Source organism: Brevibacterium sp. (assembly GCF_022712115.1).
Classification (GTDB): Bacteria; Actinomycetota; Actinomycetes; order Actinomycetales; family Brevibacteriaceae; genus Brevibacterium; species Brevibacterium salitolerans.
Genome location: NZ_JALAHB010000132.1, coordinates 1 through 14,718 on the forward strand (window position 1 = coordinate 1; position 14,718 = coordinate 14,718).

Consider the following 14,718-nt stretch of genomic DNA (forward strand, 5'->3'; position numbering starts at 1 on the left):
CGCCCGCCCCGCGCAGCCACCCTCCGCAACGGCCGGCACCTGCCCCACGCGTGACCGTGACCGCGGGTCACCGTGACAGGGCACCATTCCGGAACAGAATGTGACGCAGCTAACAATCGCATTCAGCTTTGATCCAGGAGACTTCCAGACTAGAGGTCCACACTGGATGCATGAACGCACAGAACCCCGTCATCGCGGAACCCGACACCGAGGCAACCCTGCTTGTCGTGGACGACGAGCCCAACATCCGTGAGCTGCTCTCCACCAGCCTGCGCTTCGCCGGCTTCGACGTGCTCTCCGCCGCGAACGGCACGGACGCGCTGCGGATCGCGGAGCAGAAGGAGCCGGACCTCCTCGTCCTCGACGTGATGCTCCCGGACATGGACGGCTTCGCCGTCACCCGCCGCCTGCGCCAGATGGGCAAGCACATCCCGGTGGTCTTCCTCACCGCACGCGACGACACCTCGGACAAGATCACCGGCCTCACGGTGGGCGGCGACGACTACGTCACCAAGCCGTTCAGTCTGGAGGAGGTCGTGGCCCGCATCCGCGCAGTCCTCCGCCGCACCCACAGCCTCGAGGAGGAGGAGAGCGCCGTCATCGAGGTGGGCGAGCTCGAACTCGACGACGACACCCACGAGGTGCGCCGCGGCGGCATCCTCATCGACCTCTCCCCCACGGAGTTCAAGCTCCTGCGCTACCTCATGCTCAACGCCAACCGCGTGCTGTCGAAGTCACAGATCCTCGACCACGTGTGGGAGTACGACTTCGGCGGGGACACCGGCATCGTGGAGTCCTACATCTCCTACCTCCGCCGCAAGATCGACGTCGCGCCCACCACGGACGAGGCCGGCACCCCCATCGAGCTGGAGTGGACCCCCATGATCCAGACGAAGCGCGGCGTGGGCTACATGCTGCGCACCCCGGACTCCAAGTGATCCGCGTCCCCGGCCCCCGCCGGGGACCGGGCCGTCCATCCGCACCACCGTCAGGAAGAGCGTTTCAGCCGTGAGCAGACACACCAGGCGACGCCGGAGGGTGATCTGGGACGAGTGGTCTCTCACCGCCAAGCTCCTCACCATCATGATGACGCTCATGCTCATCGTGATGTCCGGCACCAGCGCATGGGTGCTGGAGAACCTCCGCTCCAGCCTCATCGAGCGCACGGACGCCCGTCTCGTGCAGAACTCTCAGGCGCTGGCGATCCAGGCGGCGGAGACGGTGTCCCAGACGGACGAGGACTCCGGGGACGCCGCGAGCACCTCCCCCACGGAGTCCTCGCTGCGCCAGCTCCTCCCGGCCTCCTACTACGTCCAGTTCTACGACCCGGACGGCACCCCGCTCTTCTCCCCCGTGGCACCGGAGGCGGACAACATGCCCTCGCTCCCGCACATCGACGAAGACACCGTCCAGGCGATGCAGGGCACTCCATTCACCACGGACGGCACCACGTCCAAGTGGCGGGCGCTGGCGCTGCACGTCAAGGACTCGCCGCTGCTCGTGGCGATCGCGATCCCGTTCGAGCAGGACATCGACACGGTCAGCGAACGCGCGCGCAACACCATGCTGGGCATCGGCATGCTCGCACTGGCCCTGGTCGCCGGAGTGGGCTACTTCGCCATCACCAACACCTTCCGCCCGCTCAAGGACATCGAGATGACCGCGTCCAAGATCGCCGCGGGAGACCTCTCCCAGCGCGTGACGCCGTACCCGGACAACACGGAGCTGGGCAGGCTCTCCGCCGCGCTCAACACCATGCTGGGCCACATCGAGGACTCCTTCGACGGGCGCACGCGCTCGGAGAAGCGGATCCGGCAGTTCGTCTCCGACGCCTCCCATGAGCTGCGCACCCCGCTCGTCACGATCCGCGGCTACGCGGAGCTGTACCGGCAGGGCGCGGTGACGGATCCGGAACAGGTGCGGCAGGCGATGGACCGGATCGAGGCCGAGGCCAAGCGCATGGGCGTGCTCGTGGAGGACCTCGTGGTGCTCGCCCGTCTGGACGAGCGCCGGCCCGCGGAGATCGGTCCGGTGGACGTGGGAGCGATCGTCCGCGATGCCGCCGCCGATGCCGTGGCCCAGGCACCGGACCGCGACATCAGCCTCATCGGACTGGACGGCGGGGACGCCCCGGACACCCCCACCGTGCTGGGCTCCGAATCGCGGCTGCGGCAGGTCATCGTCAACCTCGCGGGCAACGCGATCCGGCACACCCCGGACCGCACCGCCGTGGAGTTCGCGGTGGGGGTGCTGCAGCCCGGTTCCGCAGGCCCCTCCGGTACGGCGGATTCCGGCACCGGAGGATCTGCACAGGCCGCCTCGGAGGGCCAGCGGAACGGCTCCCGCTCCGGCAGGCAGCCGGGGCGCGGTGCCCGAGGTTCGGGTCGCGGCACCGGCAGGTTCCCCCGGATCCTGCCGGGCGGGTCCGGGCAGGATCAGACCGCCGCCGAGGCCTCGGTCCCCGGCGGCGGCAGCAGCGGCGCGTTCGCCGTGGGACAGGCGGGGCAGTCCGGCTCCGGGACGGCGCAGATGACGAACTCCAACCCGTTCGTCACCGGCCCGCTCGAGCTGGGCGAGGACCTCTCCGGATTCCCGTACGGACGGGTGCGGTTCGAGGTCCGCGACCACGGCGAGGGCATCGCACCGGACCAGGCCCACCGCATCTTCGAGCGGTTCTACCGGCTCGACGCCTCGCGCACGCGAGACACGGGCGGATCCGGGCTGGGCCTCTCGATCGTCAAGGCGATCGTGGAGAACCACTCCGGTGCCATCTCCGTCCATCCCACCCCGGGCGGCGGCGCGACCTTCCGCGTCGACCTCCCCATCCCCGGCGCGGACTCCGTCCGCCGCTCCGTCACCCCTACGTCCGCATCCTGAAAGGCGACGCCATGACTCAGCCACCAGAGCTCCCCCGCTCCACCGGCCGGCACGCGAACGGGTCCCGGCAGACATTCCCCTCGTCACATGAGCGTGCGCCGGGAGACGATGCCGGGCTGCGGGCGCAGACCTCCGCGCAGACGGAGGAGGGCTGGACCGCCTCGGCGCAGCGGACCGGTTCCGCCCCGCAGACCGGGCACGGCTCCGCGCCCGGCGGTGCGGCTTCTCCGCAGGGCGCTGTTCCCCCGGCTCCTTCCGGTCCCGCGCCCACCGGGCAGCACCCCACCGCTCCGATGCCGTCCCAGCCGCATTCCGCACAGCTGCCCGTGCCCTCCGGTGCAGAGGCACCCTCCGGACCGGACCGCACCGCCGAGGCCGGCGCGAACCGGCCTGCGCCGGGCATGCCCGAGGCAGGTCAGGCAGGCGCAGGACGCACGAGCTCCCCGGAAACGGGCCATCCCGCCGCGGCACAGGCGAACGGACCGTCCCCGGCCGGCGGACCCGCACAGACCGGCGGACCGCACCCCGGTGCCGCCCAGGGCTTCGCCGCAGCCGCGGAACCGCCCCGGTCCGGCGATCCCCACGGCGGCGCCGTCCCACCCGGAGGTGCTGTGCCGCCCGGAGGAACCTTCGGAGACCCGCAGGCCGGGCCTCCCGCCGGTCCCCCGCAGGGACGCCGCCGCGGCCCCGGCTGGGGCGGCGTGGTCGGCATCGCCGCGATCGCCGCGCTCCTGGGCGGTGTGCTGGGAGGGGGCGGCGCGCTGCTGGCCGGCGGCCTCGACCTCACCGGCAGCTCGGCGGCTCCGCAGTCGCAGTCCGATGAGCCCAGGAGCAGCCAGCCGCTGCACGACACCACGGAGACCCCCGACTGGGCGAGCATCGCGGACTCGGTCTCCCCCGGCGTCGCGGCGATCCAGGTGGGTGTGAACGGAGAGGTGTCCGGTCTGGGCTCCGGCTTCGTCTACGACGACTCCGGGCACATCGTCACCAACAACCACGTCGTCGCTCCTGCCGACACCGACGGCGGCGAGATCCAGGTGATCTTCAGCGACGGCAGCACGGTGGACGCGCGCCTGGTGGGCCGCGACCCGGAGACGGATGTGGCGGTGCTCGAACTCGCGACGGTGCCGGACGACGTCGCACCGCTGGACCGCGGCGCCTCCGAGGATCTGCGCGTGGGCGATCCGGTCATGGCCCTGGGCAATCCGCTGGGGCTGGCGGACACGGTCACCACCGGCATCGTCTCCGCTCTGGACCGCCCGGTGACCACGCAGAACATCGGCGATCTCAGCGAGCAGGAGGCGACCACCACCATCACCAGCGCCATCCAGACGGACGCCGCGATCAACCCCGGCAACTCGGGCGGTCCGCTGGTGGACGGCAACGGCCGGCTGGTGGGGATCAACTCCTCGGCCGCGACCATGAGCGCACCGGGCTCGGAGGAGCAGAGCGGTTCGATCGGGATCGGGTTCGCGATCCCCGTGGAGCAGGCGGTGAGCATCGCCGACCAGCTCATCCAGACGGGCAGGGCGACGCACCCCTTCCTGGGTGTGACCATGCGCGATTCGACTGTGGAGCTGGGCGGGGTGACCCGCAGCTCCGCGCAGGTGCAGGAGGTGGCCTCCGGCTCCCCGGCGGAGGCGGCCGGGTTCGAACAGGGCGACGAGATCATCGCGGTGGGCGGCAAGCCGGTGAGCTCCGGCGTCTCCATGCAGGCGCTCGTCCGCTCCTCCACCCCTGGTGAGCCGATCGAGATGTCCGTGGTGCGCGGCGGCCAGGAGCAGACGCTGACCGTCACGCTCGAAGCCAACTGAGCGGTGACCACGGGCGGCTGACCGCCTGCGGTCACAGCAGGGATCTCCGCAGCACCCACTCTGCGCATGCATGGCCTGTGGACGGCGCTCTGCCGTCCACAGGCCATGCATGCGTCTGGCGCTCCTCCCCCACACGGGCGCAGGGTGGACGGTGTCAGATGCCGCGAGTGGACGTTCGTCCCCGTTCCCCCAGGAGGAGCCCATGTCCCTGTTCGAGGTCGACCCGGAGCGCGTGCTGGGCACCGCCGCCAGCGCGTCCACCACCGCCGAGGAGCTGGGCGCGCAGGCGGAGGCGCTCATGTCCCAGCTGCGCGCCCTCGCCGATTCCTGGAAGGGCGCGGCCGCGCAGAGCTTCCAGGCCGTCGCCGAGGAGTGGGACGGGGTCAACAAGCACGTCCAGCAGTCCCTCCGCTCCATCAACGAGGCCCTCCGCGCCGCCGGTGCGCAGTACGAGGAGGTCGAGGCGCAGAACACCCGGATGTTCGCTCCGTGAGTGCTCCCCGCACGGCGGAAAATCTCAGTGTGACGCAGTAGGGTTGAGGAGGAGAAGCTGACGCGGTGCCCGCTGTGCGCTTCCGCAGGACACAGCTGACCGCACTGTGCGGCGGCACTGAGAACGGAGCCGTAGAAGGAATGAGCATGTTCCAGCGACTGAAGACCATCTTCGGGGCCAAGGCAGACAAGGCCCTCGACAAGATGGAGAACCCCAACGAGACCCTCGACTACTCGTACAAGAAGCAGCTCGAGCTCCTGCAGAAGGTGCGCCGCGGTGTGGCGGACGTCGCCACGAGCCGCAAGCGGCTCGAACTGCAGATGAACCAGCTCACCCAGCAGCAGGAGAAGCTGCAGGGTCAGGCGCAGAAGGCCATGGAGATCGGCCGTGAGGATCTCGCCCGCGAGGCGCTCAACCGGAAGTCCGGACTGAGCCAGCAGATCAGCGACCTCGAGGCCCAGCACCAGAACCTGCTGGCCGAGGAGCAGAAGCTCACCACCGCCTCCCAGCGCCTCCAGGCGAAGGTCGATTCCTTCCGCACCCGCAAGGAGACCCTCAAGGCCACCTACAACGCGGCTGAGGCGCAGACGAAGATCGGCGAGGCCTTCACCGGGATCTCCGAGGAGTTCGGCGACGTCAACATGGCGATCCAGCGCGCCGAGGACAAGACCAACGAGCTCCAGGCGCGTGCGGGCGCTGTCGACGAGCTGCTGGCCTCGGGCGCACTCGACGACGTGACCGGCACGCAGCGCGACGACATCGCCGCGCAGCTGGACGCCCTCTCCTCGGACCAGGACGTGGAGCTCGAGCTGCAGCGCATGCGCCAGTCCCTGCCCGGCGGTTCCGCCGGCGGACCCCGTGCCGCGCTGGAAGCCGAGGACGCCCAGACCGCGGGGGAGCCGCAGCCCGGCCAGGGAGGCGGTCAGGCATGATCATCCGCATCCTCGGCGAGGGCCAGTTCGATCTCACTGATGTGGACGAGGCCGCTCTGCAGAGCTACGACGATGAGGTGGAGAAGGCGTTCGAGGCCGGTGACGAGAATGCGGTCCACACCGCACTCACCCAGCTGCACGACTTCATCACCGCCCACGGCTCCCCGGTCGCCGACGACTTCCTGGGTGCCTCCGACGTGGTGGTGCCCGGCACGGACGCCACCATCGCAGAGATCCAGGAGCTGCTCTCCGGCGAGGGCTTCGTCCCCAACGGCGGCTGACCCTCCGCACGGAGGCTGCCGCTGGCGGTCTCCTCCGGATCCGGCCGCCGCGCAGGCACAGCTCTCCCACTCAGCGCACCGCCGCGCGGACGTCCCTCTCACCCCTCGGGACGCCCGCGCGGAATGCGTTCAGCACTCCTCCATCGTGTCGTTCCTCCTCAACCTGGTGGAACTGTCGTGCGGAGGACGTCAACCCCTCTCGCACCGTCGCGGAAAGGACGCCCCACATGGCCCGCTCACGTTTCGCCAAGGACGCCGGACTCTCGTTCCGCATGGGCGTCACCATGTTCCTCAACGGGCTCATCTACGTGGTGCTCATCCTGGGCATCTGGTGGGCGCTGGGGAGGAACCCCGGCGGCGTCGTCCTCGCCCTCCTCATCTCCGGCGGGATCTTCTGGTTCCAGTGGTACTTCTCCGACTCCGTCGCGATGCGCGCCATGGGCGCACGCGTGGTCACCCCGCAGCAGGCTCCGGAGCTCCACTCACTCGTCGACAGACTCTGCCAGCAGGCGGACATGCCCAAGCCGCGAGTGGCGTTCTCGGACACTCCCGTGCCCAACGCCTTCGCCACGGGGCGCTCCCCCGAACACTCGGTGGTCTGCGTGACCCGCGGACTGCTGGACCGGCTGGAGCCCAAGGAGGTCGAGGCGGTGCTCGCTCACGAGCTCTCGCACGTCGCCCACCGCGATGTCACGGTCATGACGGTCGCCGGCGTCACGGGCGTGGTGGCGAGCCTCATGATGCGCACCTTCCTCTACACCGGCGGCAACCGCAATAACAACAACAACGGTCTGCCCGTCCAGCTCGTGCTCATGCTCGTGGGCGTCGTCGTCTACGTGCTGAGCTTCTTCCTCATCAGGGTGCTCTCCCGCTACCGGGAGCTCGCAGCGGACCGCGCGGCAGCGCTGCTCACCGGCAGCCCGTCCACGCTGGCCTCCGCGCTCGTGAAGATCAGCGACACCGCCAGCCGCCTGCCCAAGCAGGATCTGCGCAAGTCCGCCGGTGCGGCTCACCTGGCCTTCTTCGAGTTCGGCAGCCTGTTCTCCACGCACCCCAGCCTGGAGAAGCGGCTGAGCCAGCTGGAGAAGATCAGCGGCCAGCTCTCTACCGAATACTGAGCCTCTCTGCGCTCCACCAGACGCTGCACGCGCGCAGAGCAGATTCATCCCCGCCGGCTCACCTCTCCCGGACCCGTTTCACCCGGTCTCACCCACCCGCCCGGACCCACCACACGAGGACACTTCACACTCCATGGGATTCTTCGACGCACTCTTCGGCCGCTCCAAGCCCAAGGAGCCCAATCTGGACGACCTGTTCGCGGTCCCCCCGGCTGCTCTCACGCTCGAGGCCCGGAACGGTCTGCGACCCACCGGTGTGGGCGCCGTGGCGTTCCGCGAGGTGGAGGGCGGTGCCTTCGACCGCGCCGAGGAGGAGGCGCGCGCACTCATCTCCTCGGACCCCAACACGGAGGTGGAGCAGGTCAACGACGGCTACGGGTACACGTGGCAGGTGGTGAGCCAGCATGTCACCAGCACCCCGGATCTGGTGACCAGCCTCCACGCCGTCAATGCGGCTCTGGAGGCGCAGGGATTCGGCCCCATGCTCCTGTGCTCGGTGGTGTACTTCCGCAGCGATTCCTCACCGCGCACACTCGCACTCGTCTACCTGTACAAGCGCGGGACGTTCTACCCCTTCGTGCAGACGGGGAAGCATCAGCGCGACGAGCCCTTCGAACTGCAGATGCGCGGCGTGCTGAATGAGGATCTGCCGGTGGAGAAGGAGCTGTCCAAGTGGTCGCCGCTCTGGGACGCCCCCGGTATGGATCGCTGAGCGGAGCCGCGATGGTGCTCGCTGCCGCACCGGTGCCGTGCCGCTGCATGTGCACGGTGCCTTCGGACCCCGGCCGGCACCCAACCTTTCGCAGCTTTTGACGCTGTGCACATGACTGGTCATGTGCACAGCGTCAAAAGGTGCGAAACGTCATCCCGGTGAAGCCCCTGCGACCGGTGAAGCCACCGGGCTGGCGGAGGCGGCGCAGCCGCCTGTCAGCCGCGGGTGGCGACGGTGAAGACCTCTCCTGCGGCGTCCACGATGTCGCCGGGACGGACCTTGGCTCCGCGGCGGGTCTCCACCGCACCGTTGACGGAGACGGCCTCCGCGGCGAGCATGTCCTTCGCCTCCGCGCCGGTGCCGGCGATACCGTGCAGCTTGAGCAGCTGTCCCAGGGTGATCGCCTCGTCGCGGATCTCGATCGTCTCGATGCCGCCGGTGGCCTCGGGCGCGGGGCCGCCCCCGGTGCCGTTCACAGCCGCCATCAGAAGTCGAACCCGCCGAAGTCGAATCCGCCGCCGTCGTCGAAGCCGCCCATGTCCCCGCCCATGTCGCCGCCGGCGTCGCCTATGTCGCCTCCGGCATCCGCGCCGTCCATGCCGCCGTCCCAGCCTCCGCCGAATCCTCCGAAGAGCATGGCGCCCATGAGCACGCCGGGAAGAAGGCCGGAGCCCGCATAGGAGTTGAAGTAGCCGCGGTTGTACTCCGAGTAGGCCGGTCCGGCCTCCCAGTAGGCGCGGCGCTGCAGGCCATTGCCCACGGGCACGGTGCGCACGGCGGGTTCCGCACCGCAGCTCACGCGCTCCGCATCAGCGGCGCACACCGGAACCGGTCGCGGCTGTCCGCCGGCAGGTGCCCAGTCCACGTCCTCGACGGAGGGACCGTGCTGGGGGTTGAAGAAGCAGGGGGGACGCCGGACGGGGAGCGGCTTGCCCTCCACCCTCGCGCGCACGCACTTGGCGGCGTAGCGGCCGTCCTCGATCGCCTCGGTCACGTGGCGGATGTCCTCCGCACGGCTGAGCTGGGACAGCGTCTCCTTGGCACGGTCGTAGCAGTCCAGTGCCCGCGCGTAGTCCTGGCGGCCGCCTTCGTCCAGCTGCACGCCGGCGGTGACGATGTCGAGGTCCGCGACCTCCTCGCCGAACGCAGTGACGTCCTCCTCCGCCGTGCGGCTCACCCGTTCGAGCTCCTCTGCGCGCTGTTCCTGCGCCCGCGCCTTCTCACGGCGGCTGCCGACGAAGAACGCCGCTCCCACGCCTATGAGAAGCAGCAGGAAGACGAGGGACATGTCATCACCTTTCGACGCGGGGCTGGACCGAGGATCCGGATCCCAGTATCCCAGCCCAAGCTGGATGCGCTCTGTATGGGAGCAGGGTCACAGCACGCCCAGGCCTCGGAGGATCGTGAGGATCCCGCCCAGGAACGCGAGCACGAGCATGCCGTTGCGCGCCAGCGTCACCGGGGTGACACGGGAGAGCAGCTCACCGGCCAGCTGACCGATGACCAGCGCGGCCAGGATGAGGGCCCAGGTGCCGAGGCCCAGGGACGGCCAGGCGCCGTGGTCGAGGACGAGCTTGGACAGGATCGAGAACGCGGCCATCACGACGAACACCGGCTGGATGGTCGCGGCGAAGGAGCGCTGCTCCCAGCGGGTGAGGACGGAGAACGCGCTCAGCGCAGGGCCTCCGATGCCGGCAGCCGAGTTCATCGCCCCTGATGCCAGCCCCGTGATGACGGCACCCCGCTTGCGACGGGTGAGCGGACGGGTGAGGACACGGCCCAGCAGCAGCGAGGCGGCCAGCGCAGCCACCACGAGCGCGCCGATGAGGATCTCCAAAGCGTGCGAGGGCAGGGCGACGGCCAGCAGCGCGCCGGGGAACGCGCCGATCATGCCGCCGAGCGCCAGACAACCCGAGAACTTCCACTCGACCTCGCGATAGGTGCGGGCCAGGACGATGATCGAGGACACCAGCCCGCACACGTTGACGAGCACCACACCGGGCACCGGGTCGAGGAGGAGGACCAGGAAGGGCCCGGAGACGAGGGCGAAGCCCATGCCCGTGATCCGTTGGGCCAGTGCTCCCACCAGGACGGCGAGGAGAATGAGGACGATCACGAGCTGCATGAGCCCCAGACTATCCCCCGCTCTGCCCCCTCCGACCTCCGGGTCCGGGAAGGGCAGCGCTCAGCGCCGCCCCGCGGCGGCCTCCAGGGAGTACCGTTGGACCATGCCCCTCGATGCAGGCGTCTGGGCGGAGTTCAGCGCCGATCCCCACAGAGAGCCGGAGCTGCGCGCCTCGGATGCGGACCGTGCCGTCCTCTTCGCCGCTGTGGGCGAGGCCTATGCCACCGGCCTGCTCGATGCGGACGAGCATGACGAGAGGCTCACCGCGGCGGGTGCAGTCAAACGGCTCGGCGACGTCGTCCCGGTGCTGAAGGACCTCGTACCCCCGCCGGCCTCCGCCGCTGCGGGCACTGACCTCGACGCGCGCACCGCGCAGACCCTGGCCCGGCTGCGCGCGGCGGACGATCCCGTGCCCACCACGCCCGAGGCGATCGACGCCGCCGCCCGGGCGTACTACTCCGCGCGGGTGAAGAAGGAGGCCTGGGGCCTCGTCGCAGGTCCGGTGGGCATCTGTCTGGCCATCTGGCTGTTCACCTCCCTCAGCGGCGGGTTCTACTTCTTCTGGCCGCTGTTCGTCATCCTCGGCGTAGGTGGCGGCTTCGTCTCCACGCTCACCCGCAAGGAGGCGATCATCGCGGAGCGCCGGCGGCTCCTCACCCTCCGCGCTCGCGCGCAGCTGGGCGATGCGCAAGCGCAGCAGGAGCTGGAGAAGGGCGGCTCCCTCGGACGCGATGTCACGGACACCCGTGAGGAGCGCAGGCGGGCCCACCGGCGCCGTCACCACAGAGAGGACTGATCCTCACCCTGCGGCCTGGCGCCCCCGGACAGCACGGGGCCCTGTGGACGCGCGCGTCCACAGGGCCCCGGTGTCCCAGCGGGACGGAGCGGACTCAGAAGTCCATGCCGCCCATGCCGCCGGTCGGATCGGCACCGGCGGCCGGAGCGGGCTCCGGCTTGTCGGCGACGACCGCCTCGGTGGTGAGGAACAGACCGGCGATCGACGCGGCGTTCTGCAGCGCCGAACGGGTGACCTTCACCGGGTCGTTGACACCGGCGGCCAGCAGGTCCTCGTACTCACCGGTGGCGGCGTTGAGGCCGTGCCCGGAGGGCAGCTCGCGGACCTTCGCGGCGACGACGCCGGGCTCGAGGCCCGCGTTGAAGGCGATCTGCTTGAGCGGCGCGTCCACGGCGACCTTGACGATCGAGGCGCCGGTGGCCTCGTCGCCGGAGAGCTCGAGGCCCTCGAAGGCGGTCTTGCCGGCCTGGATGAGCGCCACGCCGCCGCCGGCGACGATGCCCTCGTCCACTGCGGCCTTGGCGTTGCGGACGGCGTCCTCGATGCGGTGCTTGCGCTCCTTGAGCTCCACCTCGGTCGCGGCGCCGGCCTTGATGACGGCCACGCCGCCGGCCAGCTTCGCGAGGCGCTCCTGGAGCTTCTCACGGTCGTAGTCCGAGTCCGAGGCCTCGATCTCGGCACGGATCTGGGACACGCGACCTGCGATCTCCTCGCTGTCGCCCGCACCCTCGACGATGGTGGTCTCGTCCTTGGTGACGACGACCTTGCGGGCGGTGCCCAGCAGGTCGACGGTGGCGTTCTCCAGCTTGAGGCCGACCTCCTCCGCGATGACCTGACCGCCGGTGAGGATCGCGATGTCAGCGAGCTGCGCCTTGCGGCGGTCGCCGAACCCGGGAGCCTTGACGGCCACGGACTTGAAGGGGCCGCGGATCTTGTTGACCACGAGCACCGCCAGGGCCTCGCCCTCGACGTCCTCGGCGATGATGAGCAGCGGCTTGCCCGACTGCTGCACCTTCTCGAGGACCGGGAGCAGGTCCTTCACATTGGAGACCTTGGAGTTGACGATGAGGATGTAGGGATCCTCGAGCACCGTCTCCTGGCGCTCCGCGTCCGTGACGAAGTAGCCGGAGATGTAGCCCTTGTCGAAGCGCATGCCCTCGGTGAGCTCGAGCTCGAGGCCGAAGGTGTTGGACTCCTCGACGGTGACGACGCCTTCCTTGCCGACCTTGTCGATGGCCTCGGCGATGAGCTCGCCGATCGCCGGGTCGCCTGCGGAGATGCCTGCGGTCGCCGCGATCTGCTCCTTGGTCTCGATCTCCTGGGCGGAGTCGAGCAGCACGTCCGTGACGGCCTTGACGGCCTTCTCGATGCCGCGCTTGAGGCTCAGCGGATCAGCGCCGGCCGCCACGTTGCGCAGGCCCTCGCGGACCAGCGCCTGGGCGAGGACGGTGGCGGTGGTGGTGCCGTCGCCTGCGACGTCGTCGGTCTTCTTGGCGACCTCCTTGACGAGCTCCGCGCCGATCTTCTCGTAGGGATCCTCGAGCTCGATCTCCTTGGCGATGGACACGCCGTCGTTGGTGATCGTGGGTGCGCCCCACTTCTTCTCCAGGACGACGTTGCGGCCACGGGGGCCCAGGGTCACCTTGACGGCGTCGGCCAGCGTGTTGAGGCCGGTCTCGAGGCCGCGACGTGCCTCTTCGTCGAATGCGATGAGCTTTGCCATGTGGCTTGCTTCCTCCCTCTTGCGGGTGGTGCGTCTCCCCCGACCCGACATGCCCGCGACGGCCGGGCCCGCCTCACTGCTCCATGCCGCAGAGACGCGGTGCCCTCGTGTCGTGTGCGAGGTTCACAGTCCAATTTTTAGCACTCTCACCCCCGGAGTGCAAAAGATTCCGCTGACGGCGGAGACTGTGCTCGCCGTCAGCGGAATCGTGTGCGCGGGGCGCGGGGAGGGGGACCTGCCGGAACGCCGTGCGACCGCGCAGGTGAGAGCGGTCAGAGGGGCGTCACCTGCTCCGCCTGGGGACCCTTCTCGCCCTGCCCCACCGTGAATTCGACCGTCTGCCCCTCCTCGAGGGAGCGGTACCCGTCCATCTGGATAGCGCTCCAGTGGACGAAGACGTCCTGATCGCCGCCGGCCTCGGTGATGAAACCGTAGCCCTTCTCAGCGTTGAACCACTTGACTGTTCCCTGAGCCATCGCTCTGTGCTCCGTTCCGGATACTGCATTGCCACCGGCCGGCGCTCATCGCCGAGCGGCCCGCTCAGCCTATCCGGCACCCTGGGGGCACACCGCGGGCAGACGCACCCGTTACGCAGTTGTGACCGCCGCTCAGGCGCCGGAGTCCTGCGCGCCGGCATCGTCCTCGGCGCCCGCGTCGCCCTCGACCTCCGGCGGCCCCTGCTCCGCGATGTCCGAGGTGATGACGGCGGTGATGTGCTCCGGGAACTCCCCGGACTCCGCGATGCTGTCGATTCCCAGATCGCTGGCGAGAACGGCTGCCTGAGCCTCGTACTCCGGAGCGGAGTAGTAGACGGTGGAGGTCGTGGACGGGGTCGCGTAGGTGACGATGTCCGAGACGGTCCAGCCATGGGCGGTCGCGGCGTCCGCGAACGCGCTCCCGGCGCCGTTGACGCCGGAGCCGTTGTAGATGCCGATGCTCACGGAGGACCTGTCGACCTCGGCCTCGGAGGGGTCGCTCGCCTCGTCCGTGGGACTCTCCTCCCCTTCCGGCTCCTCGCTCTGCGTGGCCGCGGGAGTGGGCTCTGCGACGTTGTCCTCCGGGTTGGAGAACGAGGTGCGGATGATGTTCACGACGCCCACGATCAGAAGCACGGCGATGACCGCGACCACCGCGATGATCGTGTACGCGCCGCGCTGACCGCTCTCCGGCTCGCGCCTGTGCGCGCCGCGGCGGCCCGTGGGGGCGATCCGATCGAACTCGTCTTCTGGGTATTCGGGCACGGACTCTCCTCAGCGTGCGATGCGGGCGTGCGAGCGGTTGCGCTGGCGACCGTCGCGGATCCGGCGCAGCCGCTTGATGAGAACGGGGTCATGGGCATAGGCGTGCGGGTCGTCGAGGAGCACCGCGAGGCGCTGGAAGTACGCGCCCGCGGACATGTCGAAGCGCTCACGGATCGCATGGTCCTTGGCGCCGCCGTAGGTGAACCAGGTGCGCTCGAACTCCAGGATCTCCTGGTCGAGCGCGCTCAGCTCCCCGCCGGGCTCCTGCGGCTCCGCCGTGGTCTCCGGCGTCGCCGGCCGGTCCGCCGCGCCCGCCGCCGCGTCCGGCGACTCCCCGGAGTTCTTCCGCTCCTCAGCCATTCCGCCTCCTTCGAGGGCCGAGTCTACCCGCCACCGGGCGCCTCCGGCCCTGCGCCGCACCGGCGAGTGCCGATCTCCCCGCCGGCGCGCGCCCGGCACCCTCCTCGACACCCGGCACCCCGTCCGGGTCGGCACGGCCGAGGACGCAGACAGGCCCCCGTCCGTCCTATGCAGGACGGACGGGGGCCTGCTTCACGAGCGCAGAGGGGTCACGCCTGCTGCGCAGTGTTGTCACGCGGCTGTCAC

At 70.0% G+C, this 14,718-nt stretch carries 16 protein-coding genes; 9 read left to right on the forward strand and 7 right to left on the reverse strand.

Translation table 11 applies throughout. The annotated features are described in order from the left end of the window. Nucleotides 1-170: 170 nt before the first annotated feature. The 8 genes from Q0A33_RS07620 (at nucleotide 171) to Q0A33_RS07655 (ending at nucleotide 8,227) form a co-directional block, all read left to right on the forward strand. Nucleotides 171-938: a response regulator transcription factor gene (locus tag Q0A33_RS07620; RefSeq protein WP_291794840.1), complete on the forward strand. Its 768-nt coding sequence runs from the start codon at nucleotides 171-173 to the stop codon at nucleotides 936-938. A gap of 70 nt (nucleotides 939-1,008) precedes the next feature. Next, on the forward strand, nucleotides 1,009-2,877 hold the full coding sequence (locus tag Q0A33_RS07625) for a HAMP domain-containing sensor histidine kinase (RefSeq protein ID WP_291794841.1): 1,869 nt from the start codon (nucleotides 1,009-1,011) through the stop codon (nucleotides 2,875-2,877). A gap of 11 nt (nucleotides 2,878-2,888) precedes the next feature. Next, a complete protein-coding gene (locus Q0A33_RS07630) occupies nucleotides 2,889-4,691 on the forward strand; it encodes a trypsin-like peptidase domain-containing protein (RefSeq protein ID WP_291794842.1) in 1,803 nt (600 codons plus the stop codon). A gap of 202 nt (nucleotides 4,692-4,893) precedes the next feature. Next, a complete protein-coding gene (locus Q0A33_RS07635) occupies nucleotides 4,894-5,184 on the forward strand; it encodes a WXG100 family type VII secretion target (RefSeq protein ID WP_291794843.1) in 291 nt (96 codons plus the stop codon). A gap of 146 nt (nucleotides 5,185-5,330) precedes the next feature. Beyond that, the gene (locus Q0A33_RS07640) at nucleotides 5,331-6,116 is read left to right on the forward strand and encodes a PspA/IM30 family protein (protein WP_291794844.1); all 786 of its coding nucleotides are present in this window, start codon (nucleotides 5,331-5,333) and stop codon (nucleotides 6,114-6,116) included. Next, nucleotides 6,113-6,397, forward strand: coding sequence for a hypothetical protein (locus Q0A33_RS07645; protein ID WP_291794845.1), 285 nt, complete (start codon nucleotides 6,113-6,115; stop codon nucleotides 6,395-6,397). The genes Q0A33_RS07640 and Q0A33_RS07645 overlap by 4 nt, the downstream gene beginning before the upstream one ends. Nucleotides 6,398-6,624: 227 nt before the next feature. After that, on the forward strand, nucleotides 6,625-7,515 hold the full coding sequence (gene htpX, locus Q0A33_RS07650; protein WP_291794846.1) for a zinc metalloprotease HtpX: 891 nt from the start codon (nucleotides 6,625-6,627) through the stop codon (nucleotides 7,513-7,515). Nucleotides 7,516-7,648: 133 nt separating this feature from the next. Beyond that, a complete protein-coding gene (locus Q0A33_RS07655; protein WP_291794847.1) occupies nucleotides 7,649-8,227 on the forward strand; it encodes a hypothetical protein in 579 nt (192 codons plus the stop codon). 215 nt (nucleotides 8,228-8,442) lie between these two features. Here the strand turns inward: Q0A33_RS07655 and Q0A33_RS07660 are convergent, their stop codons facing one another. The 3 genes from Q0A33_RS07660 to Q0A33_RS07670 form a co-directional block, all read right to left on the reverse strand. Continuing rightward, a complete protein-coding gene (locus Q0A33_RS07660) occupies nucleotides 8,443-8,703 on the reverse strand; it encodes an RNA-binding S4 domain-containing protein (RefSeq protein ID WP_291794848.1) in 261 nt (86 codons plus the stop codon). An 8-nt stretch (nucleotides 8,704-8,711) separates the two neighbouring features. Continuing rightward, entirely contained in the window at nucleotides 8,712-9,515 is an 804-nt protein-coding gene (locus Q0A33_RS07665) for a hypothetical protein (RefSeq protein ID WP_291794849.1), read from the reverse strand. A gap of 87 nt (nucleotides 9,516-9,602) precedes the next feature. After that, complete coding sequence (locus Q0A33_RS07670; protein ID WP_291794850.1) at nucleotides 9,603-10,352, reverse strand: sulfite exporter TauE/SafE family protein; 750 nt, start codon at nucleotides 10,350-10,352, stop codon at nucleotides 9,603-9,605. A gap of 103 nt (nucleotides 10,353-10,455) precedes the next feature. Here Q0A33_RS07670 and Q0A33_RS07675 point away from each other — a divergent pair, with 103 nt between their 5' ends. Further along, complete coding sequence (locus tag Q0A33_RS07675) at nucleotides 10,456-11,148, forward strand: DUF1707 domain-containing protein (protein WP_291794851.1); 693 nt, start codon at nucleotides 10,456-10,458, stop codon at nucleotides 11,146-11,148. A 94-nt stretch (nucleotides 11,149-11,242) separates the two neighbouring features. Here the strand turns inward: Q0A33_RS07675 and groL are convergent, their stop codons facing one another. From groL to Q0A33_RS07695, 4 genes are all read right to left on the reverse strand, one after another. Beyond that, complete coding sequence (gene groL / locus Q0A33_RS07680; RefSeq protein WP_291794852.1) at nucleotides 11,243-12,871, reverse strand: chaperonin GroEL; 1,629 nt, start codon at nucleotides 12,869-12,871, stop codon at nucleotides 11,243-11,245. A 272-nt stretch (nucleotides 12,872-13,143) separates the two neighbouring features. Further along, on the reverse strand, nucleotides 13,144-13,347 hold the full coding sequence (locus Q0A33_RS07685; protein ID WP_291794853.1) for a cold-shock protein: 204 nt from the start codon (nucleotides 13,345-13,347) through the stop codon (nucleotides 13,144-13,146). Nucleotides 13,348-13,479: 132 nt separating this feature from the next. Continuing rightward, a complete protein-coding gene (locus Q0A33_RS07690; RefSeq protein ID WP_291794854.1) occupies nucleotides 13,480-14,112 on the reverse strand; it encodes a LytR C-terminal domain-containing protein in 633 nt (210 codons plus the stop codon). A 9-nt stretch (nucleotides 14,113-14,121) separates the two neighbouring features. After that, complete coding sequence (locus Q0A33_RS07695; RefSeq protein ID WP_344335903.1) at nucleotides 14,122-14,472, reverse strand: DUF3263 domain-containing protein; 351 nt, start codon at nucleotides 14,470-14,472, stop codon at nucleotides 14,122-14,124. Nucleotides 14,473-14,718: the final 246 nt, after the last annotated feature.